Origin of the sequence: Dermabacter vaginalis (assembly GCF_001678905.1) — a bacterium.
Lineage (GTDB): Bacteria > Actinomycetota > Actinomycetes > Actinomycetales > Dermabacteraceae > Dermabacter > Dermabacter vaginalis.
Map to the genome: position 1 here is coordinate 1,620,734 of NZ_CP012117.1, position 26,349 is coordinate 1,647,082.

Below are 26,349 nucleotides of genomic sequence, written 5' to 3' on the forward strand. Positions count from 1 at the left end.
CTATGCCCTCCTAGGGGTGAGGGCTGCAAAGTCGCTTTTGGTGCGGTGCGCGGCGGTGCGGTCGCACTCCAGCGGGCAACGAAGAACGAGGCGCATAACGCGGGTGCCGTTAATCGTGGGGCGGGACCACTCCCCTAGTTTGAGGAGCTGATCGAAAGCACGTGCGACTTGCGCGGGTGTGGCGTTTGCTTCGCGGCATAGGAGGGCAATGGATGCCACGGAGTAGTCGGCCTCGGGGTCGTAGTTATTGGCGAGGCTCATGGCCACCAGGCGCGTGACGGCCTTGGACGCGGAGTGAGAGACAACGAGTGCCATATGTGATGCGCTCATTGCGGAAAGTCTCCTTCAGGGATGGATGTATGGGATGAAAGCGGGGTTAGTGGGTGTGGGTGCGTGCGGCGCGTGCCGCTTGAAGTAGGCCCTCGTAGACGTCGGCGCTGGTACCGCACAGCGTGCAGTGCACGTGGTAGCCGTCGCCGCGACTGATTGGGTGGGCCACAACTGTCCCGGGGTCAGTGGCCTCGGTCGCTTCGCTGCCGAAATAGGTGACGGGCAGGCCGCTCTCGTCGGCGAGAAGCTCGCGCAATTCGCTACGGGCGGCTGCGCCTCGCTGTTCCTGCGGCGCCATATGCGTGAGGCGTTGCCACTGTTTGATTCCACCAGGGGTAGCAAGAACTCGCTCCCGCACCTTTTGAAGGAGGAACTTGAGGAAGTCCCCCTCGTCCTCGAGAGCGTCCATCGTGATGACCTCTCGGGCGAATTCCTCGGTGTAGGACACTTCGCGGGCACGGCGTTTGCCGCTTTGGCGATAGTGCTCGTTCAATCGTGACTTGGCGACGCCGGTCGCCCACCTCACCAGCGGCACGTTTCCCTTCGCTTCGTAGTTGGGCAGGGAGTTAAGGACGTGCTCGCTTATGTCGCCCATGACGTCATCAAAGTCAGCGGTGGCACCGCGTGACTTGAGGGTGGAAAGGACCATCGGGCGCTGTGCGTCGATAGCTTCGGTGATCTCCTCTTTAGGGAAACGTGCAACCGACTGAGCGATGCGTTGACGTTTGGCGAGAGCTTGCGCGTCCTCGCGGGCGAGTTTCTGTAAGGGGGTTTCGGTCTCGTTCGGATGGTGCATGGGATATGCCTTCGCTAGAGATAAGAATCAGGGCGTTGGGTTTAGTCCTCCGGAACGAGGTTTCCGGTCGCTGACGAAAGCGCCTTGACAGCCTCGATCAGGTGGTCGTGGTACTGCATGCGCTTGTCTTCGGGCACGTCGTCCCAACGAAACTCGTGGCCAAGCCAGTGCGCGAACGCGTGGATAGTCGAGATCAGGGAGGGAGCAAGGATGCTCGAGCACTCAGCCTCGGCACCCAGCCACGAGTCGTTGAACACGACACTTTCGGTCAGGAACTCGACGTCTGCACTAAGGCCTTTCGCGGCAGAACGGGCAGCACTAACAATTGCGCGCTGTGTACTCGAAATCGGCGTCAAGCCCACAAGCTCGGTCAGTTCCGTACGACTCAAACGCCCTTCGTCTAGACGCTGCTGTTGAGCGCTATCGAGTTTTTGCTTGTACTGTGCAATCGCTTGAGTGTCGTTCGATACTGTGCGCTGGGTCAGGTCAAGCTCGGCAGCAATCTCAGCCTGCGTCTTCCCCTCAGCACGCTTTTGCGCCACCAGAAGACGACGGTCCACCAGCTCTTGCCCAATAGGACGCTGACGAATTGCGCCGTCAAGGCCACGACTCTTGCGCGGACTGGACGAGGCTAGGGCTGTATCTGAAGTTGAAGGAGGTTGCGTAGCAACTGCGACATTTGACGCAGTTGCTACATCGTTTGCGTCACTACCGGTAGCAACTGCGTCATTTGACGCAGTTGCTAAGTCGCGGCGAACAGTCGCGTCGCTCGTGCCCATGACGGCGGCGATAGCGCGTGTGCTCATACCAACGTTCAAAAGGAGGCTATGAACTGTCTTTCGGCGCGCTTCGATGGTGTCCCACATGCGGGCTTCCGAAAACTCGCGTTTGCACAGTTCCTCCCAGGAGGCGTAGCCCATTTCTTCCCATGCGCGCTGCAAGTACGCGACTTGAATGCAGGAAGAAAGTTCTTCGTCCGTCTCGGCAAGCTGCGTAAGCTGCTCGTGACGCCGCGCGGCAAGCTGACGAATGCGGTCACAGATTTGACGCCCCTTCTCCAACGGAAGGACGGGCAGGTCATCACGCTCCGCGATAACTGAAGGAATCATTGCGGTACTCACGCCTGCACCTCCGCACGCTTGCGCTCAATGGCCTTGAGCCACTGGCACAACGCCTGGCCGGTCACGACTACACGCCCATCCGAGATCTGTCCCAGCTCGTCGGCAAGAAGGTTGTATGAGGGCGGCCGTACCTTCCCGTTGCGGCGGTTCATTGCCCAAGTCCAAAGGTCTCCGTGGCCTTGTGCCTGAAGAATCATGTCTGCAAGTTCTGCTGTCGTTGTCATATCTCAACTGTAGTACAGAAAAGTGTACGTACATCCGCAAAACTGATAACGATTTGATAACGCGTCACTGTGAAGCGGTTTCTCAGCTAGCATGCGTATATGGCTAGAAGAAATACAAGTATCGTGACAACTGACCACTACGACACTGCAATCTCATCGGCAGCACGCGCCCTTGTCGCCCTCAACGGCGAAAAAAATGAAAAGTTAATGGACGTTCTCGGCTTGTCATACGGAGCCGTCTACGCAAAACTTCGAGGCGATTCACCGTGGAAGGCCTCGGAAGTGGCGATCATGGCGGAGTACTTCGGTGTACCCATCGCCTCGTTCTACGACGGCCTTGCTTCGCTATATAGCAGTGAAGCCCCCGCTCAAGGAGCGAGGGCTTCTGTTGTGCGCCATCAGGGACTCGAACCCCGGACCCACTGATTAAGAGTCAGTTGCTCTAACCAACTGAGCTAATGGCGCCTAACGAAGAAATACTTTACGCCGCACTGTGCCGCTCGCGCCAATCGAGCCTGGATTTTTATGCCGAAGCACACATTCAGTGCCGCCACTTAGACTGTGACGGTGAGTCGTAGCCGAACCATAAGGAGCTGAGCGGTGAGGATCGCAGTCACGGGTGCCACGGGAGTCCTTGGGCAGCAGGCTGTCGAAGCTCTCGTCGCGGCCGGGCACGAAGTCACGGGTGTCACGCGTCGCGAGCGCGGCCTTCCCATTGTCGAGGGGCGCGGCGCCCACGGCGTCATCGCCGATGTCTTCTCCGCAAGCGACCTCGAGCGCACCTTTCGCGGCCACGACGTCGTGATCAATACCCTTGCGAAGATCCCCACGGGAATGGGCGCACTTCGCCCCTTCGCCTGGCGCGAGGACGACCGCCTTCACCTTGAAGCCTCCGCGGCAATCGCCACAGCTGCCGCGCGTGCAGGGGTCGGCAAACTCATCCAAGAATCCTCGATGTTCATGTACCCCGATAACGGGAGCAAATGGATCAGCGAGGATCACCCTCTCGCCGTGAAAAACCAGGCCTTCAAACCCCGCGTGCGCGAAATGCGCGCGGCGGTCGACTTCGCGGAAAATGGACGCAGCGCCGTCATCCTCCGCCTCGGGCAGCTGTACGGCCGCGACCCGGGCACCACCTACGCTCTTCGCAAGACTCGCGAGGGCGAAGCGGTTCTCCTCGGCAAGCCGAGCGACTACCTCACTCTCGTGCACCACATCGACGCGGGCCGAGCCTTCCTCGCGGCCCTCGGTGCCCGATCCGGCTTCTACAACGTGGGCGGCGAGCCCATTACCCGTGCACGATGGGCGAAGGACCTCGGTCGTGAAGCGCGCGCGGGCATGGATGCGAAGTTCTTTCCCGCAGCAACCCAGGCCGTACTCCCCGCAAAAATGGACGTGCAACGCCGCTCGCTGCGGGTCTCCTCGATTCGATTCATGCGCGAGACGGGCTGGCGACCCACGATCGGGCCGTCGAGTCTCGGCTGGTCGCGGATCTAAACCGCCGACGCACGACGATTCATGACACCTGTCACGTCAATGTCGTGACAGGTTCCGATAGCGAGAAATTCGTGCCTGAAAAAGACTTGAGGCATGAACGAAGTAGCAGTGGAGATCACGGGGCTCCGTAAACAATTCCCCTCGGTGCTTGCCGTCAACGACATCGATCTCACGGTCGAACGCGGCGAGATTCTTGCGTTTCTCGGGCCGAACGGCGCGGGAAAAACCACGACGCTCGACATGGTGCTCGGCCTCTCGCACCCCACGTCGGGGAGCATCCGGGTGTGCGGCACCACGCCGCGCGAAGCGATCAAGGCCGGGAAAGTCTCGGCGCTTTTGCAGACGGGCGGGCTCATTGCCGACATCACGGTGGGAGAAACCGTCGATTACATCGCCTCAACCTTTCCGAAGCCCACGATGGGCCGGCGTGCTCTTGAGCTCGCGGGCATCACGGACCTCGCTAATCGCAAGGTCAAAGCGTGTTCAGGCGGCGAGCAGCAACGCCTCAAGTTCGCGCTCGCGCTCCTGCCTGATCCCGAGGTACTCATCCTCGATGAGCCAACGGCTGGCATGGACGTCACGGCTCGCCGCGCTTTTTGGGATCGAATGCAGGCCGAGGCAACCTCCGGACGCACGGTCATTTTTGCCACCCACTACCTCGAAGAGGCCGAGCAGTTTGCGCGGCGCGTCGTTTTCATCTCCGAGGGTTCGATCGTGGCCGACGGCCCCACGGACCAGATTCGCGATCTCACCGGCGCGCGCGAAGTGCGTGTGCGCGCGAACAATCCCGAAACTGTCATGGCTGCCCTTCGCGAGCGCTTCCCGAGCCAGCGCGTAGAGATCGCTGGTTCGAGTGTGGCGACCGTCAGCACCGAAAGCGACAACGTCGCTCGGTTCCTGCTCGCCATGGACGGCGTAAGTGCACTCGAAATCTCACATCCCTCCCTCGAAGACTCCTTTGTTCGCCTCACGAAAGATCGGAAGGTCAGCTAATGTTTGCGATCGAACTCAAGCGCCAATTCAGAGATCTCGTCAATCTCTTCTTCATCGTGGGGTTGCCGGTCCTCATTTACATCGCGATCGGGACGACAAACGACTTTGCCGACATCAACTTCGGCGACGGCAACATTGCCATGTCGATCATGATTGCCCTCGCCGCGTATGGCGCCGCAAGCGCGACAACCGGCATTGCCACGCAGGCCGGCGTTGAAAAAATCCGCGGTTGGGGCAGGCAGCTCGGACTCACGCCGCTGAGCGACGCACGCTACATCGCGGTCAAGGTGGGAGTTGGAAGCATCATCGCTCTCCTCCCGCTCGTGATCGTGTATGCGATCGGCGCCCTCACCAAAGCAGAGGCCCCACTCGAGGATTGGATTCTCACGTTCCTCATCCTTTTTGTGGGCTCAATGATGTTCGGATTTTACGGATTGATTTTCGCATTCGCCATGCGAAGCGAGGGCGCTGCCAACGCTTCGACCGGCCTTCTCGTGCTGTTCGGCTTCCTCGGGAATCTCTTCATTCCCCTCAGCGGCACGCTTCTCCAGATCGGCCGGTTCACGCCGTTTTACGGGTATGCGATGCTCGCCAAATACCCCGTGGTCCATGGGAAGATGTATTCCACCGGCGCAGACTTTTACGAGGACCCGCTGTGGTACGGGCTTGTGAACATGGCGGTGTGGCTCGTGATCTTCGTAGTCCTCGCCCTCGTGCTCGCCCGGAAGACTCGCGAAAGGCAGTAATGCTCGACAAAACGGAACAGGAAGCCACGAAGGCACGCGGGCGCGCAATCGCGTATGCCATGTCGCTCGTGTGGCTCCTTTTCCTCACCTTCCCGCTGATCACGGCATGCCAGGGAGGGTTTCCGACGCTCGCCGGCGCCGCCTCGATCCTCCTGACTCTCGCGTTTGCCGCGCTCTATGCGATATCGATGATTCGGTACTTTCGCGATCCCGATAGGATCACCGAATCGCTCACGTGGCAAAGCGTCGCGTTCATCGCGCTGCTCATCGCGATTTGCGTCGCGCAAATGTTCCTGATCGGCACGGACGCCTTGTCACTCGCGATTTTCGTCGTACCCGTGACGGTCTTCCTCCTCCCCCCGCGCCCCGGTTACCTCGCAGGCGCGTGCGTCGTCTTCGCGACCCTCGCCTATCCCCTCCTTGCGCGGGAGTTCTGGTCGCTCTCCTTCGGAATCATCGCCTCGGGCGTGTTCCTTGGCTGCGCGGGATCGGTGTTTTTCACGAAGTCCGCCCTCGACGACTCGAGAGTGGCCTCGCAAGAGGCGGTGCTCGATGAGCGCGAGAGAGTCGCACGCGACATCCATGACGTTCTCGGGCACACCCTCACCGCGATTGCCCTCAAGTCCGAGCTCGCCGAGCGGCTCGTGGATAAGGATTCGGCCGCGGCGAAGCGCGAAATCGCCCTCATCACTCAACTCTCACGCGAGGGCATTGCCGATGTGCGCTCCACGGTGCTCGGTCTTCGCGTGCGCCAGCTTGGAGTCGAGCTCGAGCAAGCCCGCTCCGTCGTGCGCGAAGCTGGGGTCGATTTGACGGTCTTTGGCGAGGCAGACGACGTTGACCCCCGTTACCGGATCCTTTTCGCGTGGGCTTTGCGCGAAGCCATGACGAACATCGTGCGTCACGCACACGCCTCCCACGCAAGGATCACCCTGCACAATCACCGCATCGAAGTTAGCGACGACGGCGTAGGGTTCTCGGGCACGAGCGGGAACGGCCTGCGCGGCCTTCGCGAACGCGTCGAAGATGCAGGCGGATCACTCACCCTCACCGGCGGCAACGACGGAACGACAGTGCAGGTGCAGATGTGATCAGGGTTCTCATCGCGGACGACCAGGCGATGGTGCGCGGAGCACTCGTCGCCCTCCTGAGTCTCGAAGACGACATCGACGTCGTTGCCGAGGCCTCGAACGGCGAAGAGGCACTCGCGATCCTGCGCACCACTGACGTGGACGTGGCCCTCCTCGACATCGAGATGCCCAAACGCGACGGCATCGACGCGACCGCCGCGATCGCGCGTGAGGGTCTTGGAGCACGCTGTCTCATTGTGACCACGTTCGGCCGTCCCGGATACCTGCGCCGTGCCCTCGACGCCGGCGCAAGCGGCTTCGTGGTGAAAGAAACCCCCGCCGATCAACTCGCCGAAGCCGTGCGGAAAGTCCACGCGGGCCAGCGAGTCGTCGACCCGGCTCTCGCCACGGAATCCCTTTTCGAGGGGGCAAACCCCCTCACCGAACGCGAGCAAGAAATCCTGCGTATCGCCCGCGAAGGCGACAAAATCTCAAGCATCGCGAAGAGGGTTCACCTGAGCGAAGGAACCGTGCGAAACTACCTCTCTTCAGCGATCCACAAGACCGGCGCCGCGACGAGGGCCGCCGCCGCAAAGCGCGCCGAAGAACGCGGCTGGCTCTAAACGCCAGCTAACGTCGGCCCCCACCCGCCGGGACTTAGCCACGCGAGCGAGAGTTGACCTCGAACCGGTCGAGCATCTCCTCCGCCGCACGGAGCGCATGGTGGGAGTACGCACCCACGGAGCGCTCCTCCTCGAGGGCAAGTCTGAGCGCGTCGAGATACCGCGTGAAAAGCGCCCAGTAGATATCGCGCGTATCGCGCTCGAGGCGAAGCGCCTCCGTATTCGTGCGGTTGTTGAGCACCGCCATACGCCGCTCAAGTCGCGTGATGACGTGAGGCGGGACCGGCTCGCCGTCAATCAGCTGGTCGGCGAGGGGGCCTAGCTCGCGATTGACTGTCTCGAGCATGCTCCTCACAAGCATCTTCTCCTCGTGCCGGCGCTCATCAACGCCGGGAGCCGCTAGCCCCGTGGCCCGAATGATGAAAGGAAGAGTTCCTCCGAAAAGCAAGAGCGATGCCACGGCGACAAGGAAGGCCACGAGAATCACGGTTTCGCGATGCTGCACCAGTTGCCCACCCGCAACATACGGGAGAGTTTGGATCGCCGCGAGCGTCACCACTCCTCGCATCCCGGCCCACGCAAGGACGATTCCGCCCTTGGGCGAAATCTGCTCGGTAAGCGCATAGTCGATATCAGCTCGCGTGCGGTTGAGCCATCGCGAGCTTTCCGATTCCCAGTTCTCACCGAAGCGGATCCGCGCCCGCTGCTCTCCCTCGTCGGAAAGCCCACCCTTGAGCGTGCGGCCAAGGGCGCGCGCACGAGCCTCACGGTGGTTCGACATCCACACGACACACGCAACCCCAACGGCCCGCAAGACGATGAGCACAACGAGCACAACGGTTGCCATGAGCCACACGCTACCCATGCCACCACTTAACCGTGAATCGCTCACGAGCAGCGTGATTTGCATGCCCATGAGGAGGAACACCGCGTGCTCAAGCACATAGCTCACCGTCGCCCACGTCGACCTCACCATTGTCCGTTCCTCGGCATTAAGCGAACGCGGCGCAAGGTGCGTCATGACAACCGAACTGACGACGACCGCAATCACGCCAGAAGCGTGCACCTGCTCGGCGGGAATGTACGACGCCCACGGACTCGCGAGGGTCGCGACGGTCACGAGGATCGGATCATCGAGCCTTCCGCGCGCCCAATTGATGAGCCTGCCCACCACGTATCCGATCGCGAGGCCACCCGCCACGGCCCACAGGAAACCAATACTCGCTTCCACGAACGAGAAGCCGGCAGCGAGGGCCGCAACCGCCATCCGCATCGTCACGAGAGCCGCAGCGTCGTTAAAAAGGCTCTCCCCTTCAAGCAGGGTCATGATGCGATCGGGCAGGCCGAGCCTTCGGCCAATGCTCGTCGCCGCGACTGCATCGATCGGGGACACCGCCGCGCCAAGGGCGATCGCAAGCGGAAGCGAGATCTCACGAAAGAGAGCGTGAACCGTGATGCCCACGACCAGCGCCGGCACGATCACCATGACGATGCTGAGCCACGCTATCGGCTTCAGGTTCCTTCGAAGCTCGATCGCTGGAACGTTACGCCCCGAGGCGAAGAGAATCGGCGGCAAGATGCCGAAAAGCACCAATTCGTTCGTCAGCTCAACATCGGGGACCCACGGCACAAAGCTCGCGATAATCCCGAGAACGAGCAGCAAAAGCGGGGCGGCAATTCCCGTTCGGCGAGAGAAGATCGCCGAAAGCAGAAGAACCGTGAGGCCCACGAGCGCGAGAACAATCAGTTCCATGCTTGTGCCTTCTTCCTTGCGAGAGCCGTTGACTTACTTGGAATCAACGCGCGCGAGGAAATCCTTCGCGCCACCCACGAGCTCGACGTGCCCGGTGGGAAGATCAGCGAGGGCAAGCTTCGCAATTTCCTCGGCGAACTCGCGCACCGAGTAGAGCTTGCCCGCGGCCTCGCGACGCGCCTCGAGCGCACCAGGCTCCATGCGGTTGAGAAGGGTCGCCGTGACGGTGCCCTCGATCATGTCGCCGGAGGCCACCACGAAGCTCACGCCTTTCTCACTCATCTCGGGGATGCGCGAGGTCAGTTCGTCTTCACCCGCGCGCTTCGATTTCGCGACCGCGTCGTACGCGTCCATGGTCTCGACATCATTGATGAAGTGCGCCTGGTGGCTCGTCACGAAGATCACGCGACCGCCGGGATTCATGCGCTTAAGGGCGGCGGTGAGGGCGTTCGTTTGCGCGTCGCGGTTGAGGCGAAGAGCGTAGTTCTCGCCGAGGTCCTTTTCCATGCCGCCCGAGGCGTTGAGCACGAGAAGATCGAGCGAACCGAATTCGTCAATCGCCGTTTGCATGAGGCGTTCGAGATCGTCCTCGTTCGTGAGGTCGGCCCCCACGGCAATGGCGTGACCGCCAGCCTCCTCGATCTCCTTCACGACCTTGTTCGCGCGCGGCGCCTTCTGTCGGTAATTCACGACGACGTTGTAGCCGCCCGCGGCAAGGATCTTCGCGGTATCGGCGCCCACGCCTCGCGACGAGCCCGTGATGACGGCGGTCTTAGTGGTGGTCATGAATGATTCCTTCCGTTCGGAGGCGAAATGGGGTCAGAGGTAGAGGCCGGCGACGTCACCCTCGCGCGCGTCTTCGTACACGGCATGCACGTCGCGCTCGCGAAGGAGCACATACACTTTCGCGTCGAGTTCAACCTCGGCACGGTCGGCGGGATCAAAAAGCACACGGTCCCCCACGCGCACTTGGCGCACGTTGCTACCGGCAGCGACAACGTTTGCCCACGAGAGCCGAGTCGAAACGTTTACTGTCGCCGGAATGAGAATGCCGGACTTGCTGCGGCGCTCACCCTCGGGATCGGGCTCCACGAGCAGTCGGTCGTGGAGCATCCGCAGGGGAAGCGCGGGTGTGTCGCTCACTTCTGGCGGTAGTCGCGGTCGAAGTAGTCGCCGTCCTTCGGCGTGCGTGTCACAAGCACAATGGCGCCGGCAGTGATCGCGAGGAGGCCGAGAGCGCCACCGATGAGGCCTGCGACCGGAGCAGGCTTCACGGCGCCGCTATCGGCGACGAAAAAAGACTTCGCGGAATCCGTTGCTTCGTTCTTCCAGCGCTGGATGGCGTTGACGGGGTTGATGCGGTCGAGCAGTTCGTCGATGTCAGCGGCGAGGTTGTCCTGGCGGCGCAGTGCCTCACCCTTCATGTCCTCGAGGCTTTCCTTCTTCTTTCCCACGAGTTCCTCCCGGGATGTGTCGTCGCATGGTCGTACCGCTCGAGTCTACCGGGCGCCGGCTGGACTTTCACCGCGATGCGTTGGCCGGGTAGGCTAGACGGGTATGCGCACGTGGCGGAATTGGTAGACGCGCTGGATTTAGGTTCCAGTGCCCTCGGGCGTGGGGGTTCAAGTCCCCCCGTGCGTACTCGCTCTTAACTCGACAGCGCCTCGTGCGTTGAGGAGGAATCGATGACCCTGATCGGCCTCGTGCGTCACGGCCAAACCGACTGGAACCTCAACAACATCTTCCAGGGGGCGAGCGATGTGCCCCTGAACGCGACCGGTATCGAGCAGGCCCACCACGCGCTCGACTTCTCCCCCGCACTCCCGTGGGACTTCGTCATGAGTTCGCCGCTCATCCGCGCACGCCGCACCGCTGAGATCATCGCCGCCGACCACAACCTCCGATTTACCGGAGTTCACGAAGGCTTTCGCGAGGTAGATTTCGGGTGGGCCGAAGGTAAGCCGACCGCCGAGGCCTACGAAGCGTACCCCCAGCGTGACTTCCCGGGCCGCGAAAGCATCGACGCGGTTCTCGAGCGCGCATGCGCGGCGCTTCGCGATGTTTCGTCGCAGCACCCCGATGGGCGCATTCTCGTGGTCGCCCACGGAACGCTCATCCGCTATCTTGTGAGCGCCGTGGCCGAGCGTGCCTTCACCTCGCTCCCCAACACCTCCCTCACGATGCTCGAGGTATCCCCCACCCTGTGGCGCGTGCCTATGATCGCCGGCTTCTCCCTTCGCAAGCCCTTCGAGTGGCGTCACAGCGAGGGAGCGATCCCCACGATGAATCCCGCGTGGGACGCACCTTGCGGCATCGACCCGTCCACCCTCCCCCTCGCGGAGCACTCCGCGCTCGAGGCCTACCTTCCCGCCACCGATACCGCCCCCGCGAACGATCCCGAGGAGTCACAATGACGCGCACTGCAGTGGGAACTGAATCCAATTGGTTTGACGACGACGAGATTCGCGATCTTCGCCGCAAACTCCCGATCCTCTACGTTGATGTCGTTCCCGTGCGGCTCGACTCCTACGGGGCCATCAAAGACATCGGGCTTCTGCTTCGGGCCGACGGTTCCGGACGCATCATCCGCTCCCTCGTGTCGGGTCGCGTTCTCGTGCACGAAAGTTTGCGCGAAGCGATCATTCGCCACGTTGAAAAGGACCTGGGCACGGTCGCACTCCCGAAGGTGCCCACCTCGATGGTGCCGTTCACCGTTGCCGAATACTTCCCCACACCGGGCCAGTCGCCGTTCGTGGATCCGCGCCAGCATGCAGTGTCACTCGCCTACATCGTTCCCGTTGAAGGCGACTGCGCTCCGCAAGAGGACGCGCTTGATCTCGGTTGGTTTGAGGCAGCGACGATCCTTGAGTCGGCTGTCATGGACGAGCTCGAGGAATCCCACGCGATCCTCGTGCGCCGTGCCCTCGCCGCGGGCGGCATCAGCTAGCCGCGCGCGAGTCACCGCGCCGAGTTCGACGGGATCAGATCAGGGTCGCGAGGTGCATCGCGAGCGCGCGAAATGCCTTGCCGCGGTGGCTGATCGCGTTCTTTTCCTCAGGGGTCAGTTCCGCCGACGTCTTCTCGTGTCCCTCGGGGACGAAAAGCGGATCGTAGCCAAACCCACCCTCGCCGCGCGGGGCGCGAAGGAGCGCCCCTCGCATCGTGCCGAGCTCGACAACTTCATGGGCTGGGCCGCCGTCGGACCCCGGAACGACCGCCGCGGCCGCGCACACGAACCGAGCGCCGCGGTTGGCGGGCGCGATATCGGCAAGCTGGGCGAGAAGGAGAGCGTTGTTGGCGGCATCGTCGCCGTGACGCCCGGACCAGCGCGCGCTAAAAATTCCGGGGCTTCCGCCGAGAATGTCGACGGCGAGGCCCGAATCGTCGGCGATCGCGATGCGGCCGCTCTCACGTGCGGCCGCGCGGGCTTTAATCAGGGCATTCTCCTCAAAGCTCACGCCGTCCTCGACAGGGTCGGTGAGGCCGAGATCCGCGCTCGAGACGACATGTGCGGGATCGAAGCCCTCGATGGCGTCCGCGAGTACCTCGCGTAGCTCCTTGAGTTTCTTCTGGTTGTGGCTCGCGAGCACAACCTTCGCGTTCGCACTCACTTGTGTTCCTCAAATGCCGCAAGCTGCATTTGAATGAGTTCTTCGCAGCCCTTCGAGGCGAGGCCAAGCAGCTCGTGGAGTTCGTCGTAGCTGAAAGGCGCGCTCTCGGCAGTACCCTGTACCTCCACGAACTCACCCGAGCCGGTCATCACCACGTTCATGTCGGTCTCGGCCTTGACATCTTCGCGGTACTCGAGGTCGAGCATCGGGATGCCGTCGATGATGCCCACGCTCACGGCGGAAACGGAATCGCTAAGGACGTCCGCGAGCACGGGGATCGAGGCATGGCGCTTGCCCCACGCGATCGCGTCGACGAGGGCGACATAGGCGCCCGTGATCGCCGCGGTGCGTGTACCGCCATCGGCCTGGAGCACGTCGCAATCGAGTTGAATCGTGTTCTCACCGAGCGCCTTCATGTCCACGACGCTGCGCAGTGAACGGCCAATGAGGCGCGAGATCTCGTGGGTACGCCCACCGATCTTGCCTTTGACGCTTTCGCGATCGGAGCGGGACCCGGTCGCGCGCGGAAGCATCGCGTACTCGGCGGTCACCCAGCCGGTGCCGCTGCCCTTCTTCCAGCGTGGAACGCCCTCGGTGAAGCTTGCCGCGCACAGTACGCGGGTGCGCCCAAATTCAATGAGGCAGCTGCCTTCTGCGTGGTCGAGCCAGCCGCGCGTGATCTTCACGTCGCGGAGCTGATCGACGGTGCGGCCGTCGACTCGGGTGATCTGCTCGGTCATGGCTTTCTCCTCGTTGGTCGCGAGCTGGGAATTAAAGCGTGTAGGTGCGAAGTGACTCGGCGAGCTCGAGAGGTCCATCGAACTCGGCCCTCGCCTCTTCGAGCGGGACTTCGCGATCGGTCCACGGCGGGATGTGGGTCAGCACGAGCTTCTTCGCACCGGCTTCGCGTGCCAGAATACCGGCGCGCTTGCCCGTCAAGTGGATGCCCTGGAAGTGGTCGTCACGCCCCTCAACGTACCCCGCCTCACACAAGAGAAGGTCGGCGCCGTTCGCGACGGTCGTGGCTCCCTCGCACGTATCCGTATCCCCCGTGTAGGCCACAACAGTGTCTCCCACGGCGATGCGGAAACCGAACGCGGGAACGGGATGCTCCACGGCAACCGCGGTGATGATCGCGCGGCCCGCTTCGATGCTGTCGCCCTCCGAAAGCGGAATGAACTCATACGGTGCGCGTCTAGCACCCGGCGGAATCGGATCGGGGTTTCCGGTCGCGGCACTCAAACGCTCGTCGATGCCTTCGGGAGCGAATACTCGCACGGTCGGGCAGTTCACGAGCGGGTGATACGCGAGGTACACCTCGAGGCCTGCGAGGTCGAGGAAGTGATCCGCGTGCAGGTGCGAGATGAGGATGATGTCGATGTGGGAGGGGTCGATGACCTTGTGGAGGTTCGAGAGGGCGCCGTTACCGCAATCGATAAGAATACGAAAGGGCTTGCCGCGCTTACCCGGGACGGTCACGAGGTAGCACGAGGCCGGCTCGCCCGGCCCTTCGTAGCTGCCGGAGCAGCCAACCACGGTCAATTCGATGCTCATGCACCCTCCTCGATGACGGGGATGGAAGTCGTGTGGGTAATCGCGGGACCAAGGAAGCGCTGGGAGAGACGCTCGAAGTTGCTTGCGCGCCCCACTCGTGGCGCAGTTTCGGCAAACACGTGGAGCGGCGGCGTGGTCGCGGTACGCATGAGGTCCTTCTCCTGGAGCGTGCGGTAGACGTCCATCGCGGTTTCCTCAGAGGAGGATACGAGGGTGACATCGGGCCCCATGACGTAGCTGATGACTCCAGCGAGCATCGGGTAATGCGTGCAGCCGAGAACGAGGGTATCGACATCCGCAGCTTTGAGTGGCGCGAGGTACTCTTCGGCAGCGGCGAGAACCTCGTCGCCCGAGTCCGTGCCCTCCTCAAGGAATTCAACGAAACGGGGGCACGCGGCGGCTTCAACGTGCACGTCAACAGCCGCGGAGAACGCATCCTGGTAGGCACCCGACTTCACGGTCGCTCGCGTGCCGATCACGCCAACGCGCTTGTTATGCGTGACTGAAACGGCGCGGCGCACGGCCGGCTTGATGACTTCGAGCACGGGAACGCTATAGCGCTCGCGTGCGTCAGCGAGAACCGCCGCGGTTGCCGTATTGCACGCGATCACGAGCATCTTCACGTCGTGTTCAACGAGTTCGTCCATCACGGCGAGCGCATACTCTCGCACCTGCGCAAGCGGTTTGTCGCCGTAGGGCGTATGGGCCGTGTCGCCGATGTAGAAAAGTTCTTCGTTCGGCAACTGATCGATGATCGCGCGCGCGACAGTGAGCCCGCCGATCCCGCTATCAAAAATCCCGATGGGTGAATCGTTCACGCTTTCAATCTATCCATCTTCACCCCTGCGAGAGTGCTCCGGCGCACGCGTGCAAGCGATCTCACAGGTGCCTACGAGCGTGCGTTCAATGCCCCGATCAAGCTCGCCTGGAGCCACGACGCAAACTCATAGAGGGTTGCGAGGAACTCCATTCCCGCAACTCCCGGCTCCGCCTCGACCTGTTCGAGGTCGTTCGAGCACAGAAGTTGAAGGGCCTCGAAATCGCCGTCGTTTTCAATGCCCATGCGATCGGCAAGCACAAGGCGGATCACGTTGAGCGCTTTAAGCCACGAAAGCGCATCGGCACTCTCGATCACGATCTCGTCGTGCGGGCCCTCACCCCCGATATCGCCCGCGGCCTCGAGACTCGCCCGCAGAGCACTCAGGTGTGCGATGTGGGCTTCCGCGAGGTTCGCTTGGGTGAGGCGGCGGTACTCCCCCGCCTCATCCTCATCGTTGCTTCCGGGCGGAAAGAGCCGCCGGGTGGCACTATCGCGCGGGATCTCGGTGCGCGCGCTCACCGTTTCTGCTTCGAGCCGCGCAAGTGGATCCTCAGACATGGCTTCGCCCGGCTCCGACTCTCCATAACCGTGATCGCCGATTCCAAGATCAACCCGGATGAGGCCGGTAATTTCGCCGGCGACCTGCGCGAGCACAGCGCGCTCTTCCGCCTCGAGTCTGCACATGAGGCGACCGTCGGCACGCGCAATAAACGAGTGCGCCATCACGCCTCCTCAAGAATCGCGAGCAGGCCAAACTCGTGCATTGCCCCCACGTGAGACTCCGCCTGTTCGCGCCCATCGCACGACACGATCGCCCGGCCTTCCGTGTGCACTTGCATCATGAGCGCGTGGGCCTTCGAGCGCGAATATCCAAAGTGCGTGCGGAACACGTACGTCACGTACGTTTGTTCATTCACGGCGTCGTTGAGCACCACGGTGTTCCACTTCCGGTCGGTTTCGGTTCCGACGCTTGCCAGGGGTTCACTCTGGCCTTTTTCACGCACGGCGTCTCCTCCCTCGCCTCACGCTCGCACTCCTTACGGGCATGGAGCTTAAGACTACCCGGCTTCCTCGTTTAGGCTTAGTTCGTGGCGACAACTTCTCTTTACACTGATCTGTACGAACTCACCATGATCCAGGCGGCACGCGAAGCGGGCGTTGCGGATCGCCGTTGCGTATTCGAAGTGTTCACGCGCTCGCTCCCCGATGGGCGGCGCTACGGCGCCTTCGCCGGGATTGGGCGCATTCTCGACGCGCTCGCGGATTTCCGTTTCGATGAAACCGACCTCGATTTTCTGCGCTCGACCGGGCAATTTACGGAGGATCTGCTCACCTACCTCGAGGGGTACCGTTTCGAGGGGAACATCGAGGCCTATGCCGAAGGGGAGGTCTTTTTCCCTAACTCCCCCGTGGTGCGCATCGAAGGCACGTTTGAGCAGTGCGTGCTCCTTGAAACCCTCGTACTCTCGATCCTCAATCACGATTCGGCGATTGCCTCGGTCGGCTCGCGCATGATCCAGGCCGCTCAGGGGCGTCCGTGCATCGAGATGGGCTCACGACGCGTGCACGAACACGCTGCCGTTGCGGCTTCGCGCGCCGCCGCGATCGTGGGCTTCTCCTCGACCTCGAACCTCGAGGCTGGACGAATCTACGACATTCCCGTTGTGGGGACCTCCGCCCATGCCTTCACGCTCCTCTTTGACACGGAAGCGGACGCCTTTCGCGCACAAGTACACTCACTCGGTGCGGGAACAAGCCTTCTCGTGGACACCTTCGACATTCGCGAAGCTCTCAACTCCGCCGTTGAGATTGCAGGCCCCGACCTTGGAGCCGTACGCATCGACTCCGGGAATCTTGGGCAAACGGCGCGCGAGGTGCGAGCCCAGCTCGATGCCCTCGGAGCAACGGACACGAGGATCACCGCGACGAGCGACCTCGATGAATACCGCGTTTTTGACCTTCGCGACTATCCACTCGACGGGTACGGCATCGGCACGCGCCTCGTGACGGGCGGCGACCACCCCGCACAGGGCTTCGTGTTCAAGCTCGTCGAACGCGAAAACTCTTCCGGCACGATGGAAGCCGTCGCGAAGAAATCCGTGCAAAAAGCCACGATCGCGGGGAGCAAGCGTGCCTATCGCGTGTGCGATGCGAACGGTGCGGCCCGCGCCGAGCTCGTTCTCGCCGACGATTCGGGCGAACAGCCGTCGGCCTCCCTCAACGCGCGCCCGCTCCTCACACGCCTCGTGGAAAACGGTGAGGTTCTCGACTCCCGCAGCCAGTGGGAGCGTATCGAGAAAGCGCGCCGCGTACACGAACGCGCGCTCGAGGAACTCTCGCTCGCCGATTCGCACATTCGCACGGGCCAGGACGGCGCGGTACTGCTACCCGTTGTGCATTCTCTTCAGGAACTTCAGGAGCTTTCGCACTGACGCTTCGGACTCCGCCACCGCGAGCCACGCGGCGCAAAGTGTGGAAGATTCGCCTGGCCAGGCAAGCGTCGGATTATTTCTTCCCCACGAACCAGCCGCGGAGGATGTCGATCCTTTTTTGAATCTGCTCGGCGCTCGCCTGCGGAACGGCCGGGCCACCCGAGCGGCGACGCAGCTCGTTATGCACCTGGCCGTGCGGGGTTCCCGTGCGCCTCGCCCAGCCCGACACGAGCGAGCTAAGCTCCTTGCGAAGCGCCGTCACGTCACGGTGCGTGGGCCCCGCGGGGGCACTCGAAAGACGCGCACTTCGCTGCTGCTGATTCCTCTGACGCTCACGCAAGAGCGAGGTCACCTGCTCAGGCTCCAGCAGCCCGGGAATCCCGAGAAACTCCCGCTCCTCCTCGCTACCCGCCATCGCGAGCGAACCGTACTCACCACCGTCGAAAAGCACGCGATCGAAATGAGCATCCGATTCGAGGGCCTCGTAGCTGCCCTCGAGCTCGCTGCTCGCTCTCTCCTCGCGGTTCGCCTCGCGCAACGCTTCTTCGTCCAGACCCGTCTCCGGGTCGAGCTGCTCCTTCTCGCGCGTATCGAGCACGTGGTCGCGCTCGGCTTCCATCTCATTCGCGAGGCCGAGGAGGACGGGCACGGACGGGAGGAACACGCTCGCGGTCTCACCACGCGTACGCGAACGCACGAAACGCCCCACCGCCTGGGCAAAGAACATCGGGGTCGAGGTCGAGGTCGCGTATACGCCCACCGAAAGGCGCGGAACGTCAACGCCTTCGGACACCATGCGCACCGCGACCATCCATCGGTCGGTCGAGTCATTGAACGCCTCGATTTTGCGGCCAGCGCTCGAGTCATCAGAAAGCACGAGAGTGGGCTTCTCACCCGTGACCCGCTCGAGAATCTTCGCGTAGGCGCGCGCGGTTGACTGGTCCGTTGCAATCACGAGACCGCCCGCATCCTTCACACCGCGGCGCACTTCCGTGAGGCGCTGATCCGCGGCCTGGAGAACCGTGGGAATCCACTCGCCCTTGGGGTCGAGAGCCGTGCGCCACGCCTGCTGCATGATGTCTTTCGTTTCGAGGCCGCCGAGCTGCGCGGAAACCTCATCGCCGCTCTTCGTGCGCCAGTGCATGCGACCCGAATACGTCATGAAGAGCACCGGGCGCACAACGTGGTCCTGGAGCGCCTCGCGGTAACCGTAGGTGTAATCGGCCTTGGAGCGGAGGAAGCCCTCGCCATCAGCTTCGTAGCGCACGAAGGGAATGTGGGCATCATCCGAACGGAAGGGCGTGCCCGTAAGCGCGAGGCGCCGCTTCGCCGGGTCGAAGGCCTCGCGCACACCGTCACCCCACGTGAGCGCATCACCCGCGTGATGAATCTCGTCGAGGATCACGAGGGTAGGGGCGGCCTCCGTTCGCGCCCGATGCAGCCGAGGGTTCGCGCCCACCTGGGCGTATGTCAGTGCCACGCCCTGGTAGTGATCGCCGTGGCGCCCCTGGGCGTTGGAAAAGTTCGGATCAATCTGGATTCCCACGCGCAACGCGGAATCCGCCCACTGAGTTTTAAGGTGCTCCGTGGGAGCAACGACCGTCACGCGGCGCACGATCCCTTCGCGAAGAAGGCCCGCGGCAACCTGGAGCGCAAAGGTCGTTTTACCGGCACCGGGCGTCGCGACCGTCATGAAGTCGCGCGGTTGCGAATCCTGGTAGAGCCTCAGCGCCTCCGCCTGCCATGCACGAAGCTTCGGAGCCGTGCCCCACGCCGCTCGCTCGGGAAATGCCGGCGGCATTTGCTGCGCCGCAAACGAGGAAGGCTTGCGAGGCGTTGCCTGGGTATGCACGGCCGGCGCTTGCTGCTCGTTCGTGCGAGTGGACTCCAGGTAGTTCGAGAACAGGTCGGGCGAAGCGGAAGATTCGTGGGCATTCATAGGCGCCCTCCACGATAAACCCGTGAGCGCTTAGAGAGCCTTAGCGACCCGAGCCGAAAAGCCCACGGAAGCCGCCAAACCCGCCTTTACCTCGTCCTTTATCGTCGCCTTCGCCCGAGTTGCCTCCGTCACCTATGCCTTCGTAGATCTCCTTGCACTGCGGGCACACGGGGTATTTCTTTGGGTCTCGGCCCGGAACCCACACCTTGCCGCACAGGGCGATCACCGGTGAATTATTGAGTGCGGCCTTCGCGATCTTTTCTTTCTGCACATAGTGGGCGAAGCGGTCGTGATCACCGGGGTCGGCGTCCTCGGTTTGCTCCTCGCGCTCGAGCACCGCGGTCGAGCTCGGGGCGGCGCCAGGGGCCGCGGGGGCCTGAGGCGCGCCGTGGTCCGGAGAGTTCGGATCCGAAATCGAGGCCGTGAAACGAATGCGTGAAATGCTCATGGATCGATCCTAACCGCGCTCGCCCGAGCCTGCGACAGCGTGCGCTACGGCCGGGGTCACGCGCTCGTCAAACACGCTCGGCACAATGTGGCGGGCTGAAAGCTCATCGTCGCTCACCACGGCAGCGATCGCGTGAGCCGCCGCGAGGAGAGCTTCGTCGGTCACCTCGCGCGCGTGAGCATCAATGAGACCGCGGAACACGCCTGGGAAGGCAAGCACGTTATTGATCTGATTCGCGAAATCGCTACGACCGGTCGCCACAACGGCAGCGTGCTGCCACGCGATATCCGGGTCGACCTCGGGAACGGGATTCGAAAGTGCGAACACAATTGCGCGCGCGTTCATGCTCCTCAGCATTTCCTCGTCGAGGATGTTCGGCACGCTCACGCCAATGAAAACGTCGGCACCGTTCACGGCCTCGCGCAGCCCGCCCTCGACTCCGCGAGGGTTCGTGTGATCCGCGATCCACTCGAGGCGGTCGCCCTTTGTGCGGCCCGTCGTCACGATGCCCTTCGAGTTGGTCACGATCACGTCGCGCGCGCCGGCTGCACGGAGAAGCCGAAGGATCGCCGTGCCGGCCGCGCCCGCACCCGACATCGCGATGCGGACTTCATCGATGCTCTTTCCCACTACTTTGAGCGCGTTGGTGAGGGCCGCGAGCACGCACACGGCCGTGCCGTGCTGATCGTCGTGAAACACGGGAATATCGAGCTCGGCACGCAAACGGTCCTCGATCTCGAAGCAGCGCGGCGCGGAAATATCCTCAAGATTGATGCCGGCGAAAGCGGGGGCGATAGCTTTCACGTGGGCGACGATCTCGTCTACGTCGTGTGCGTCAAGGCAGATCGGAAAGGCGTCCACACCCGCGAAACGCGAGAACAGCGCTGCCTTTCCCTCCATGACGGGAAGCGCGGCAAGCGGGCCACGGTCGCCGAGGCCAAGGATTGCGGAGCCGTCGGTCACGACCGCGACCGTGTTCTTCTTGATCGTGAATTCGCGTGCCTTCTCGGGGTGCTCGGCGATCTCCTCCACAACGCGGGCAACGCCCGGGGTATACACAATCGCGAGGTCGTCAGCATTGTCGATCGGGGCAGTGGGCTCGACGGTGAGCTTCCCGCCCTCGTGGGCCTCGAAAATGCGTCGTTCAACGGCCTCGGTGCCGGTCGCGAGGCGCGTAGGTTCGGTGTTGTCTGATGTGTGCGTAGCCATGCCCCTCATCTTTGCACGCACGCGGCCACCGCGCCGGGACTTAGCCGAGATCCGCGATCGCGCGGCGCACTCTCTTATCCGAAACCGTGTACCTGGTTCCGAGCTGTTGGGCAAAGAAAGATACGCGTAGCTCCTCGAGCATCCACGGGATCTCGCGCGCCTCCTCGCTCTCGAGCACTTCAGCCGAGAGCTTGTGTTTCGCCTTGTCGAACATGTTCTTGAGGTCCTCGAGCTGCCAGGCAAGTTGCGCATCGCGCGCGGGGTTGTCCTGCATTTTCTCGACTCTGTGAAGGTCGGCCTTGAGGTACCGGGGAATCTCGGTGACGATGTGCGCGGGCGTACGAGAGATAAAGCGCCCGGAAGTGAGCGAGTCGGCATGTTCACGGATCTGCGTGAGCTGCTGAAGCACTGCGAGACTCGAGACTTTCGAGACGGCACGCTGGAGTTTCGCGTGCACCGCGAGGGCATCAATCGCGGCGAGCACGAGCGTGCGCGAAAGCTCCGCATGCGCAGCGCTCGTGGCCTCCACGAGACCATCAAACTCAGCCTTCGTGAAAACGAGGCCCTTGCTGTCGGTGCGCGAGATGAGCTCCGCGGTTGCCGCAAGCGAGGCGTCCGCAAGCAGCGCCTTCGCGCTCCCGTAGCTCGATTGCGAGATCGCGAGCTTCGTGGGGTTCGGGAGCGAGGAAAGCACCTGCGCCGAATCGGAGCCGAGCGCCTCCGTCACGAGGTGCGTCACGGCACGCACGTGCTCGCGTCGCTGATCCAGTGCGGTGGGCATCGCCGTGAGATCAACGCTCACCTTGCCGCCCTCCTCGCGCAGCTTGAGTGCGGGATACACGACGACGTTGAGGCCGCCCTGCCGATTGCGCTTCGTGGGCGGAATCTCGAACTCGGGAAAGCCCTCGAGGTCGCGGTCGCCGAAGGACTCCGCCTGGCGCGCTGCGCTCGATTCAACGCGCGCGCGGTGCTTTTTCTTGAGCGCGTCAAGATCGTCACCCGAGCCGATCTCTCGACCCCGGTCATCGCGTACAGAAAAATGCATGCGCAAGTGCGCGGGAAGTTTCGTCACCTCGAACTCGTCGCCATAGAGCGGGAGATCATCTGGCACTCCGGGGAGCGCTACGAGCTCGTCAGCAACGGCTTCGACGAACCTTTCGCCGGTGTTCGGGTCGTCCTCGCGCAAGATCTGGGCGACAGCGCGCGCTTTATCGGGGGCGGGGATGAGGTGGCGCCGGATCGGCTTCGGAAGCGTGCGAATGAGCTCCGCGATCTTTTCCTCGCGCATTCCTGGCACGAGCCAGTCGAAACCTTTTGCCTCAAGCCTGCCGAGCACAGCGAGGGGAACGAGCGCCGTCACGCCATCCTTCACAGTTCCCTTCGTGGACGGCCGGGAAGCGTCGGAACCCTCTCGAGCCGAAGGCTCGAACGCGTACCGAAGCGCGAGCGTAATATCCCTCTGCACCCACGTGTCCGGGAACCCCGCGGCGTGCTCCTCCGCATCGTCTTCAAGCAGAATGTCGCGCGTGAGATGCAAGAGTTCGGGGGTCTCGTGGCGCTGCTTTTTCCACCATGCATCGAAGTGCCGCCCACTCGTGACCTTCGCGGGGATGCGCGCGTCATAAAACTCGAAAAGTGCGGCGTCTCCCGCGATGAGGTCTCTGCGCCTCGCCTTGTTCTCGAGTTCCTCGAGCTCCTCGATGAGGCGCACGTTGTCCCTAAAGAAGTGGTGGCGCGTGCTCCACTGTCCCTCGATCAGGGCGTGCTGAATGAAAATCTCGCGCGAAAGCTCGTGATCGATGCGACCGTAGGTGACGGCCCGGCGCGCGATGATCGGCACTCCGTAGAGGGTCGCTTTCTCATATGCCATCGCACTTGCCTTCTTCGAACTCCAGTGCGGCTCGGAGTAGGAGCGTTTCAGCACGTGGGCGCCCACGTCCTCGATCCACGCGGGATCGATTTTCGCGGCGGTGCGCGCGAACAGGCGTGAAGTCTCCACGAGCTCGGCGGCCATGACGTAGTCGTGACGTTTCTTGGCGATCGCGCTCCCAGGCCACACGACGAAGCGGGAGTTACGCGCACCCTGATAGTCACGCGTGCGCTCATCGTAGAGCCCCACGTGACTGAGGAGCCCCGCCAGCAAACTCTGGTGGATGCTCGCCTCGCTCGCCGGGTTGTCCGACGGCCGCAGCCCCACATCGCGGCACATGTCTTTGAGTTGCGCGTGCAGATCCCACCATTCGCGGATGCGCACGTAGTGCAGGTATTCACTCTTGACTTCGCGCTTGAACGCCGAGTTGGAGAGCGCCTTGCGGCGCTCGCTCAGGTGGCGCCACAGCTTGAGGTAGGTGAGGAAGTCGCTCGTTTCATGCGTGAAGCGCGCATGGAGCTGATCCGCGTGCGCTTTCTTTTCGAGGGGGCGCTCGCGCGGATCTTGAATGGAGAGCGCGGCGACAATCACGAGAACCTCGCGGAGCGCGCCGCGCTTATCAGCCTCGAGCAGCATGCGCGCCATGCGCGGGTCGAGCGGGAAACGCGAAATTTGCTCGCCAATGTGGGTGAGGGTGCGGCCTCCGGGCGCGTTTTTCTCGGGTCGAATCGCACCAAGTTCTTCGAGAAGGCGCACGCCATCACGCACCGCACGTTTATCGGGAGCTTCGACGAACTCGAAGCTCTCGATGTCGCCGAGCCCGAGAGCGGTCATCTGCAGGACAACGCTCGCGAGGGCCGTGCGCAGAATCTCCGGTTCGGTGAACTCGGGGCGAGCGTCAAAATCTTGCTCGGAGTAGAGACGAATCGCGATGCCCGGGCTCGTGCGGCCCGAGCGCCCCGAGCGCTGCTTGGCGCTCGCCTGGCTAATCGGTTCAATTGGGAGGCGCTGGACCTTCGTGCGCTGCGAGTAGCGGGAGATACGCGCGAGCCCCGAATCGACGACGTATTTAATGCCCGGAACGGTGAGGGAGGTTTCCGCGACGTTTGTCGCGAGAACGATCCTGCGGCGGCCGTTTTTCGGCGGGCTAAAAATCTTCTGTTGATCCTGCTCGGAGAGGCGTCCGAAAAGGGGAAGAACGTCGGTGCGGCTCGCCACTCCCCCGCGTTTTTGGAGGTGTGCCTCAAGTTCGTCCCCGACCTCGCGAATTTCGCGCTCACCGGGGAGGAAGACGAGGATGTCGCCCGGCCCTTCAGCGATAAGTTCATCGCATGCGTCGGTAATGGCCTCGGTGAGGTCGCGCTCCTCGCTGCGGAGGTCGGCGAGGTCGTCCTCTTCTTCAACCTCGGGCTCGAGCACGAGCGGTCGATAACGGATCTCCACCGGATAGGTGCGGCCCGACACCTCGATAATGGGGGCGGGGTGCAGGTCGCCCGCGCGGTCCTTCTTCCCGAAGAACTCGGCGAAACGTTCGGGGTCGATTGTCGCCGACGTGATGATGATTTTGAGATCCGGGCGGCGGCGAGCGATGCGTTTGAGGTAGCCGAGCAGCATATCGATCGTGAGGCTGCGCTCGTGGGCCTCGTCGATGATGATCGCGTCGTACTTCTTCAGCTGCCGGTCGCCGTGAATCTCTGAGAGCAGGATGCCGTCGGTCATGACCTTGAGGCGCGTGGATTCGGCGGTGTTTTTCGTGAACCGCACCTGGTATCCGACGGCTCCCTCGCCGAGCTTTTCGCCGAGTTCGTGCGCGATGCGGCTTGCGACACTTCGGGCGGCGATTCTTCGGGGTTGGGTGTGCCCGATCATGCGGCCACGGGCGCCGTAACCGAGCTCGAGCAGCATTTTCGGCAGCTGTGTTGTTTTGCCCGAGCCCGTCTCCCCCGCGACGATCACGATTTGATTGTCGCGGATCGCACGCTGGATCTCCTCGCGCTGCTGCGAGACGGGAAGGTCAGCGGGATAAGTGATCGCGAGGCGCGGCTCTCCTTCGCGAGGGAGGGCGCCAGAGTTCTCGTTCCTGGGGCTCATATCCCCTCTATCGTAGTCACCACGCGCCCGCTGCCGTCCGTGCGAGTGGACACAAGCGTTCTATAGGCAACATTCGAGACCGCGCATCCGAGTCTCGTTCAGCAGGACGCCCCTACGATTGAGTCGCATCCTTACCGAACAGAGAGGTTCTTATGAAAGCCCTTCGCAAGGCTGCCCCCCAGAAGGGGCTCGAAATCGTTGACATCCCGGAGCCACAGGTCGGCCCCAACGATGTCAAGGTGCGCGTCATGCGCGCCGGTATCTGCGGCACCGACCTCCACATCCTCGAGTGGGACGCTTCGGCACAGGACATGTGCGACAACGTCCCCTTCACGCCTGGCCACGAGTTCTACGGCGAAGTCACCGAGATTGGCGAGGACGTCGTGGACGTGCGTGTGGGCGATCGCATTTCTGGCGAGGGCCACGTGGTGTGCGGTATTTGCCGTAACTGTCGCGCGGGTCGCCGCCACATGTGCATTCGCACCCGCTCGATCGGTGTGCAGCGCGATGGAGCCTTCGCCGAATATGTCGTGATCCCCCAGCAAAACGTGTGGGTGCATCACCGCGACGGCGGTGAGAACATCATTACGCCTGAGCTCGGCGCGATTTTCGATCCGCTCGGCAACGCCGTGCACACGACCCTGAAGTTCCCCGTCATCGGCGAGGACGTACTCATCACGGGTGCTGGCCCCATCGGTCTCATGTGCGCCGCGGTGGCCCGCCACGCCGGTGCACGCTACATCGCGATCACTGACGTCAAGGACCATCGCCTTGCAATGGCGAAGGAGATGGGCACCGACGCCCAGATCGACGTCTCGACAACGAGCGTCCGCGATATTCAGGCCTCGCTCGGAATGCGCGAGGGTTTTGACGTTGGGCTCGAAATCTCGGGCCAAGCGAGTGCGCTGCAGGACATGATCGACAACATGAACCACGGCGGCAAAATTTCCATGCTCGGCCTGCCCTCCAAGCAGTTCGAGATCAACTGGACGACCGTTGTCACGCGAATGCTGACCCTCCAGGGCATCTACGGGCGCGAAATGTTCGAGACGTGGAATGCCATGAATGCCATGGTGCGCACGTCGAAGGTTCTTCGCGAACGCGTGCTCTCGACGGTGACCGACGTGCTGCCCGCCGAGAAGTGGGAGGATGCGTACGCGCTCGCGCGCTCAGGCGAAGCTGGCAAGATCGTTCTCGACTGGGAAAACATTTAAGGAGTATC

28 protein-coding genes and 2 tRNA genes are annotated in these 26,349 nt (G+C 62.7%); 11 read left to right on the plus strand and 19 right to left on the minus strand.

Annotated elements, in window-relative coordinates; translation table 11 throughout:
• The 4 genes from DAD186_RS07070 to DAD186_RS10880 are packed head-to-tail and all read right to left on the minus strand — an operon-like array spanning position 1 to position 2,471.
• Complete coding sequence (locus DAD186_RS07070; protein ID WP_157457113.1) at positions 1-330, minus strand: hypothetical protein; 330 nt, start codon at positions 328-330, stop codon at positions 1-3.
• Between the two features lie 46 nt (positions 331-376).
• Complete coding sequence (locus DAD186_RS07075; RefSeq protein WP_034373829.1) at positions 377-1,126, minus strand: sigma-70 RNA polymerase sigma factor region 4 domain-containing protein; 750 nt, start codon at positions 1,124-1,126, stop codon at positions 377-379.
• Positions 1,127-1,167: 41 nt separating this feature from the next.
• On the minus strand, positions 1,168-2,247 hold the full coding sequence (locus DAD186_RS10875) for a helix-turn-helix domain-containing protein (protein WP_144246009.1): 1,080 nt from the start codon (positions 2,245-2,247) through the stop codon (positions 1,168-1,170).
• Complete coding sequence (locus DAD186_RS10880) at positions 2,244-2,471, minus strand: hypothetical protein (RefSeq protein WP_144246010.1); 228 nt, start codon at positions 2,469-2,471, stop codon at positions 2,244-2,246. The genes DAD186_RS10875 and DAD186_RS10880 overlap by 4 nt, the downstream gene beginning before the upstream one ends.
• A gap of 123 nt (positions 2,472-2,594) precedes the next feature.
• On the opposite strand from DAD186_RS10880, the gene DAD186_RS10660 reads away from it, so the two are divergent.
• Entirely contained in the window at positions 2,595-2,897 is a 303-nt protein-coding gene (locus DAD186_RS10660; protein ID WP_167550769.1) for a helix-turn-helix domain-containing protein, read from the plus strand.
• Here DAD186_RS10660 and DAD186_RS07090 read toward each other — a convergent pair.
• A tRNA-Lys gene (locus tag DAD186_RS07090) sits at positions 2,863-2,936 on the minus strand. The genes DAD186_RS10660 and DAD186_RS07090 overlap by 35 nt on opposite strands.
• 135 nt (positions 2,937-3,071) lie before the next feature.
• Here DAD186_RS07090 and DAD186_RS07095 point away from each other — a divergent pair.
• The 5 genes from DAD186_RS07095 to DAD186_RS07115 all read left to right on the plus strand — a co-directional run bounded on the left by DAD186_RS07095 (position 3,072) and on the right by DAD186_RS07115 (position 7,400).
• On the plus strand, positions 3,072-3,968 hold the full coding sequence (locus DAD186_RS07095) for an NAD-dependent epimerase/dehydratase family protein (RefSeq protein WP_065248072.1): 897 nt from the start codon (positions 3,072-3,074) through the stop codon (positions 3,966-3,968).
• Between the two features lie 93 nt (positions 3,969-4,061).
• Positions 4,062-4,961, plus strand: coding sequence for an ABC transporter ATP-binding protein (locus DAD186_RS07100; RefSeq protein ID WP_065248073.1), 900 nt, complete (start codon positions 4,062-4,064; stop codon positions 4,959-4,961).
• Positions 4,961-5,707, plus strand: coding sequence for an ABC transporter permease (locus tag DAD186_RS07105; protein WP_065248074.1), 747 nt, complete (start codon positions 4,961-4,963; stop codon positions 5,705-5,707). The genes DAD186_RS07100 and DAD186_RS07105 overlap by 1 nt, the downstream gene beginning before the upstream one ends.
• Positions 5,707-6,798 carry a sensor histidine kinase gene (locus DAD186_RS07110; RefSeq protein WP_065248075.1) on the plus strand — a complete coding sequence of 364 codons (1,092 nt, stop codon included), beginning with the start codon at positions 5,707-5,709 and terminating at the stop codon, positions 6,796-6,798. The genes DAD186_RS07105 and DAD186_RS07110 overlap by 1 nt, the downstream gene beginning before the upstream one ends.
• Complete coding sequence (locus DAD186_RS07115; protein WP_074299018.1) at positions 6,795-7,400, plus strand: response regulator transcription factor; 606 nt, start codon at positions 6,795-6,797, stop codon at positions 7,398-7,400. Before DAD186_RS07110 ends, DAD186_RS07115 begins: the two co-directional genes overlap by 4 nt.
• A 34-nt stretch (positions 7,401-7,434) precedes the next feature.
• Here DAD186_RS07115 and DAD186_RS07120 read toward each other — a convergent pair whose 3' ends face one another.
• From DAD186_RS07120 to DAD186_RS07135, 4 genes are read right to left on the minus strand one after another with little or no spacing between them, the layout of a single operon-like run.
• Complete coding sequence (locus DAD186_RS07120) at positions 7,435-9,153, minus strand: cation:proton antiporter (RefSeq protein WP_065248076.1); 1,719 nt, start codon at positions 9,151-9,153, stop codon at positions 7,435-7,437.
• 33 nt (positions 9,154-9,186) lie between these two features.
• Entirely contained in the window at positions 9,187-9,939 is a 753-nt protein-coding gene (locus DAD186_RS07125) for an SDR family oxidoreductase (protein ID WP_065248077.1), read from the minus strand.
• A gap of 33 nt (positions 9,940-9,972) precedes the next feature.
• Entirely contained in the window at positions 9,973-10,296 is a 324-nt protein-coding gene (locus DAD186_RS07130) for a GroES family chaperonin (protein ID WP_065248078.1), read from the minus strand.
• Positions 10,293-10,607, minus strand: coding sequence for a hypothetical protein (locus DAD186_RS07135; RefSeq protein ID WP_065248079.1), 315 nt, complete (start codon positions 10,605-10,607; stop codon positions 10,293-10,295). Before DAD186_RS07135 ends, DAD186_RS07130 begins: the two co-directional genes overlap by 4 nt.
• 105 nt (positions 10,608-10,712) lie before the next feature.
• Between DAD186_RS07135 and DAD186_RS07140 the strand changes: the two genes are divergently transcribed.
• From DAD186_RS07140 to DAD186_RS07150, 3 genes are all read left to right on the plus strand, one after another.
• Positions 10,713-10,794, plus strand: a tRNA-Leu gene (locus DAD186_RS07140).
• Between the two features lie 44 nt (positions 10,795-10,838).
• On the plus strand, positions 10,839-11,567 hold the full coding sequence (locus tag DAD186_RS07145; RefSeq protein WP_065248080.1) for a histidine phosphatase family protein: 729 nt from the start codon (positions 10,839-10,841) through the stop codon (positions 11,565-11,567).
• Entirely contained in the window at positions 11,564-12,100 is a 537-nt protein-coding gene (locus tag DAD186_RS07150) for a DUF4916 domain-containing protein (protein WP_065248081.1), read from the plus strand. Before DAD186_RS07145 ends, DAD186_RS07150 begins: the two co-directional genes overlap by 4 nt.
• Before the next feature lie 34 nt (positions 12,101-12,134).
• Here DAD186_RS07150 and rdgB read toward each other — a convergent pair whose 3' ends face one another.
• From rdgB to clpS, 6 genes are all read right to left on the minus strand, one after another.
• Complete coding sequence (gene rdgB, locus DAD186_RS07155) at positions 12,135-12,764, minus strand: RdgB/HAM1 family non-canonical purine NTP pyrophosphatase (RefSeq protein ID WP_065248082.1); 630 nt, start codon at positions 12,762-12,764, stop codon at positions 12,135-12,137.
• Positions 12,761-13,504 (minus strand): ribonuclease PH, encoded by a 744-nt coding sequence (rph, locus tag DAD186_RS07160; protein ID WP_065248083.1) that lies wholly within the window; start codon positions 13,502-13,504, stop codon positions 12,761-12,763. Before rph ends, rdgB begins: the two co-directional genes overlap by 4 nt.
• 31 nt (positions 13,505-13,535) lie before the next feature.
• Complete coding sequence (locus tag DAD186_RS07165) at positions 13,536-14,318, minus strand: MBL fold metallo-hydrolase (protein ID WP_208854252.1); 783 nt, start codon at positions 14,316-14,318, stop codon at positions 13,536-13,538.
• Entirely contained in the window at positions 14,315-15,136 is an 822-nt protein-coding gene (gene murI, locus DAD186_RS07170) for a glutamate racemase (protein ID WP_065248084.1), read from the minus strand. Before murI ends, DAD186_RS07165 begins: the two co-directional genes overlap by 4 nt.
• 71 nt (positions 15,137-15,207) lie before the next feature.
• On the minus strand, positions 15,208-15,861 hold the full coding sequence (locus DAD186_RS07175) for a DUF2017 family protein (protein WP_065248085.1): 654 nt from the start codon (positions 15,859-15,861) through the stop codon (positions 15,208-15,210).
• Positions 15,861-16,142, minus strand: a complete 282-nt coding sequence (gene clpS / locus DAD186_RS07180) for an ATP-dependent Clp protease adapter ClpS (RefSeq protein WP_065248086.1) — start codon at positions 16,140-16,142, stop codon at positions 15,861-15,863. The genes DAD186_RS07175 and clpS overlap by 1 nt, the downstream gene beginning before the upstream one ends.
• Before the next feature lie 84 nt (positions 16,143-16,226).
• On the opposite strand from clpS, the gene DAD186_RS07185 reads away from it, so the two are divergent.
• Entirely contained in the window at positions 16,227-17,570 is a 1,344-nt protein-coding gene (locus DAD186_RS07185; protein WP_065248087.1) for a nicotinate phosphoribosyltransferase, read from the plus strand.
• Between the two features lie 73 nt (positions 17,571-17,643).
• Here DAD186_RS07185 and DAD186_RS07190 read toward each other — a convergent pair whose 3' ends face one another.
• The 4 genes from DAD186_RS07190 to hrpA are packed head-to-tail and all read right to left on the minus strand — an operon-like array spanning position 17,644 to position 25,127.
• The gene (locus DAD186_RS07190; RefSeq protein ID WP_082991128.1) at positions 17,644-19,509 is read right to left on the minus strand and encodes a DEAD/DEAH box helicase; all 1,866 of its coding nucleotides are present in this window, start codon (positions 19,507-19,509) and stop codon (positions 17,644-17,646) included.
• A gap of 40 nt (positions 19,510-19,549) precedes the next feature.
• A complete protein-coding gene (locus DAD186_RS07195; RefSeq protein WP_065248088.1) occupies positions 19,550-19,957 on the minus strand; it encodes a DUF3039 domain-containing protein in 408 nt (135 codons plus the stop codon).
• Between the two features lie 9 nt (positions 19,958-19,966).
• Complete coding sequence (locus tag DAD186_RS07200; protein WP_065248089.1) at positions 19,967-21,166, minus strand: NAD(P)-dependent malic enzyme; 1,200 nt, start codon at positions 21,164-21,166, stop codon at positions 19,967-19,969.
• A 40-nt stretch (positions 21,167-21,206) separates the two neighbouring features.
• On the minus strand, positions 21,207-25,127 hold the full coding sequence (hrpA, locus tag DAD186_RS07205; RefSeq protein ID WP_065248090.1) for an ATP-dependent RNA helicase HrpA: 3,921 nt from the start codon (positions 25,125-25,127) through the stop codon (positions 21,207-21,209).
• A 152-nt stretch (positions 25,128-25,279) separates the two neighbouring features.
• Between hrpA and tdh the strand changes: the two genes are divergently transcribed.
• A complete protein-coding gene (gene tdh / locus DAD186_RS07210) occupies positions 25,280-26,341 on the plus strand; it encodes an L-threonine 3-dehydrogenase (protein ID WP_065248091.1) in 1,062 nt (353 codons plus the stop codon).
• Positions 26,342-26,349: the final 8 nt, after the last annotated feature.

Bases quoted from the DNA above. Each gene is read 5' to 3' on its own strand.
- DAD186_RS07070 (WP_157457113.1), bottom strand. From the start codon at position 330: ATGAGCGCATCACATATGGCACTCGTTGTCTCTCACTCCGCGTCCAAG.
- DAD186_RS07075 (WP_034373829.1), bottom strand. From the start codon at position 1,126: ATGCACCATCCGAACGAGACCGAAACCCCCTTACAGAAACTCGCCCGC.
- DAD186_RS10880 (WP_144246010.1), bottom strand. From the start codon at position 2,471: ATGACAACGACAGCAGAACTTGCAGACATGATTCTTCAGGCACAAGGC.
- DAD186_RS07100 (WP_065248073.1), top strand. From the start codon at position 4,062: ATGAACGAAGTAGCAGTGGAGATCACGGGGCTCCGTAAACAATTCCCC.
- DAD186_RS07105 (WP_065248074.1), top strand. From the start codon at position 4,961: ATGTTTGCGATCGAACTCAAGCGCCAATTCAGAGATCTCGTCAATCTC.
- DAD186_RS07110 (WP_065248075.1), top strand. From the start codon at position 5,707: ATGCTCGACAAAACGGAACAGGAAGCCACGAAGGCACGCGGGCGCGCA.
- DAD186_RS07120 (WP_065248076.1), bottom strand. From the start codon at position 9,153: ATGGAACTGATTGTTCTCGCGCTCGTGGGCCTCACGGTTCTTCTGCTT.
- DAD186_RS07125 (WP_065248077.1), bottom strand. From the start codon at position 9,939: ATGACCACCACTAAGACCGCCGTCATCACGGGCTCGTCGCGAGGCGTG.
- DAD186_RS07145 (WP_065248080.1), top strand. From the start codon at position 10,839: ATGACCCTGATCGGCCTCGTGCGTCACGGCCAAACCGACTGGAACCTC.
- DAD186_RS07150 (WP_065248081.1), top strand. From the start codon at position 11,564: ATGACGCGCACTGCAGTGGGAACTGAATCCAATTGGTTTGACGACGAC.
- rph (WP_065248083.1), bottom strand. From the start codon at position 13,504: ATGACCGAGCAGATCACCCGAGTCGACGGCCGCACCGTCGATCAGCTC.
- DAD186_RS07165 (WP_208854252.1), bottom strand. From the start codon at position 14,318: ATGAGCATCGAATTGACCGTGGTTGGCTGCTCCGGCAGCTACGAAGGG.
- DAD186_RS07175 (WP_065248085.1), bottom strand. From the start codon at position 15,861: ATGGCGCACTCGTTTATTGCGCGTGCCGACGGTCGCCTCATGTGCAGA.
- DAD186_RS07190 (WP_082991128.1), bottom strand. From the start codon at position 19,509: ATGAATGCCCACGAATCTTCCGCTTCGCCCGACCTGTTCTCGAACTAC.
- DAD186_RS07195 (WP_065248088.1), bottom strand. From the start codon at position 19,957: ATGAGCATTTCACGCATTCGTTTCACGGCCTCGATTTCGGATCCGAAC.
- DAD186_RS07200 (WP_065248089.1), bottom strand. From the start codon at position 21,166: ATGGCTACGCACACATCAGACAACACCGAACCTACGCGCCTCGCGACC.
- hrpA (WP_065248090.1), bottom strand. From the start codon at position 25,127: ATGAGCCCCAGGAACGAGAACTCTGGCGCCCTCCCTCGCGAAGGAGAG.
- tdh (WP_065248091.1), top strand. From the start codon at position 25,280: ATGAAAGCCCTTCGCAAGGCTGCCCCCCAGAAGGGGCTCGAAATCGTT.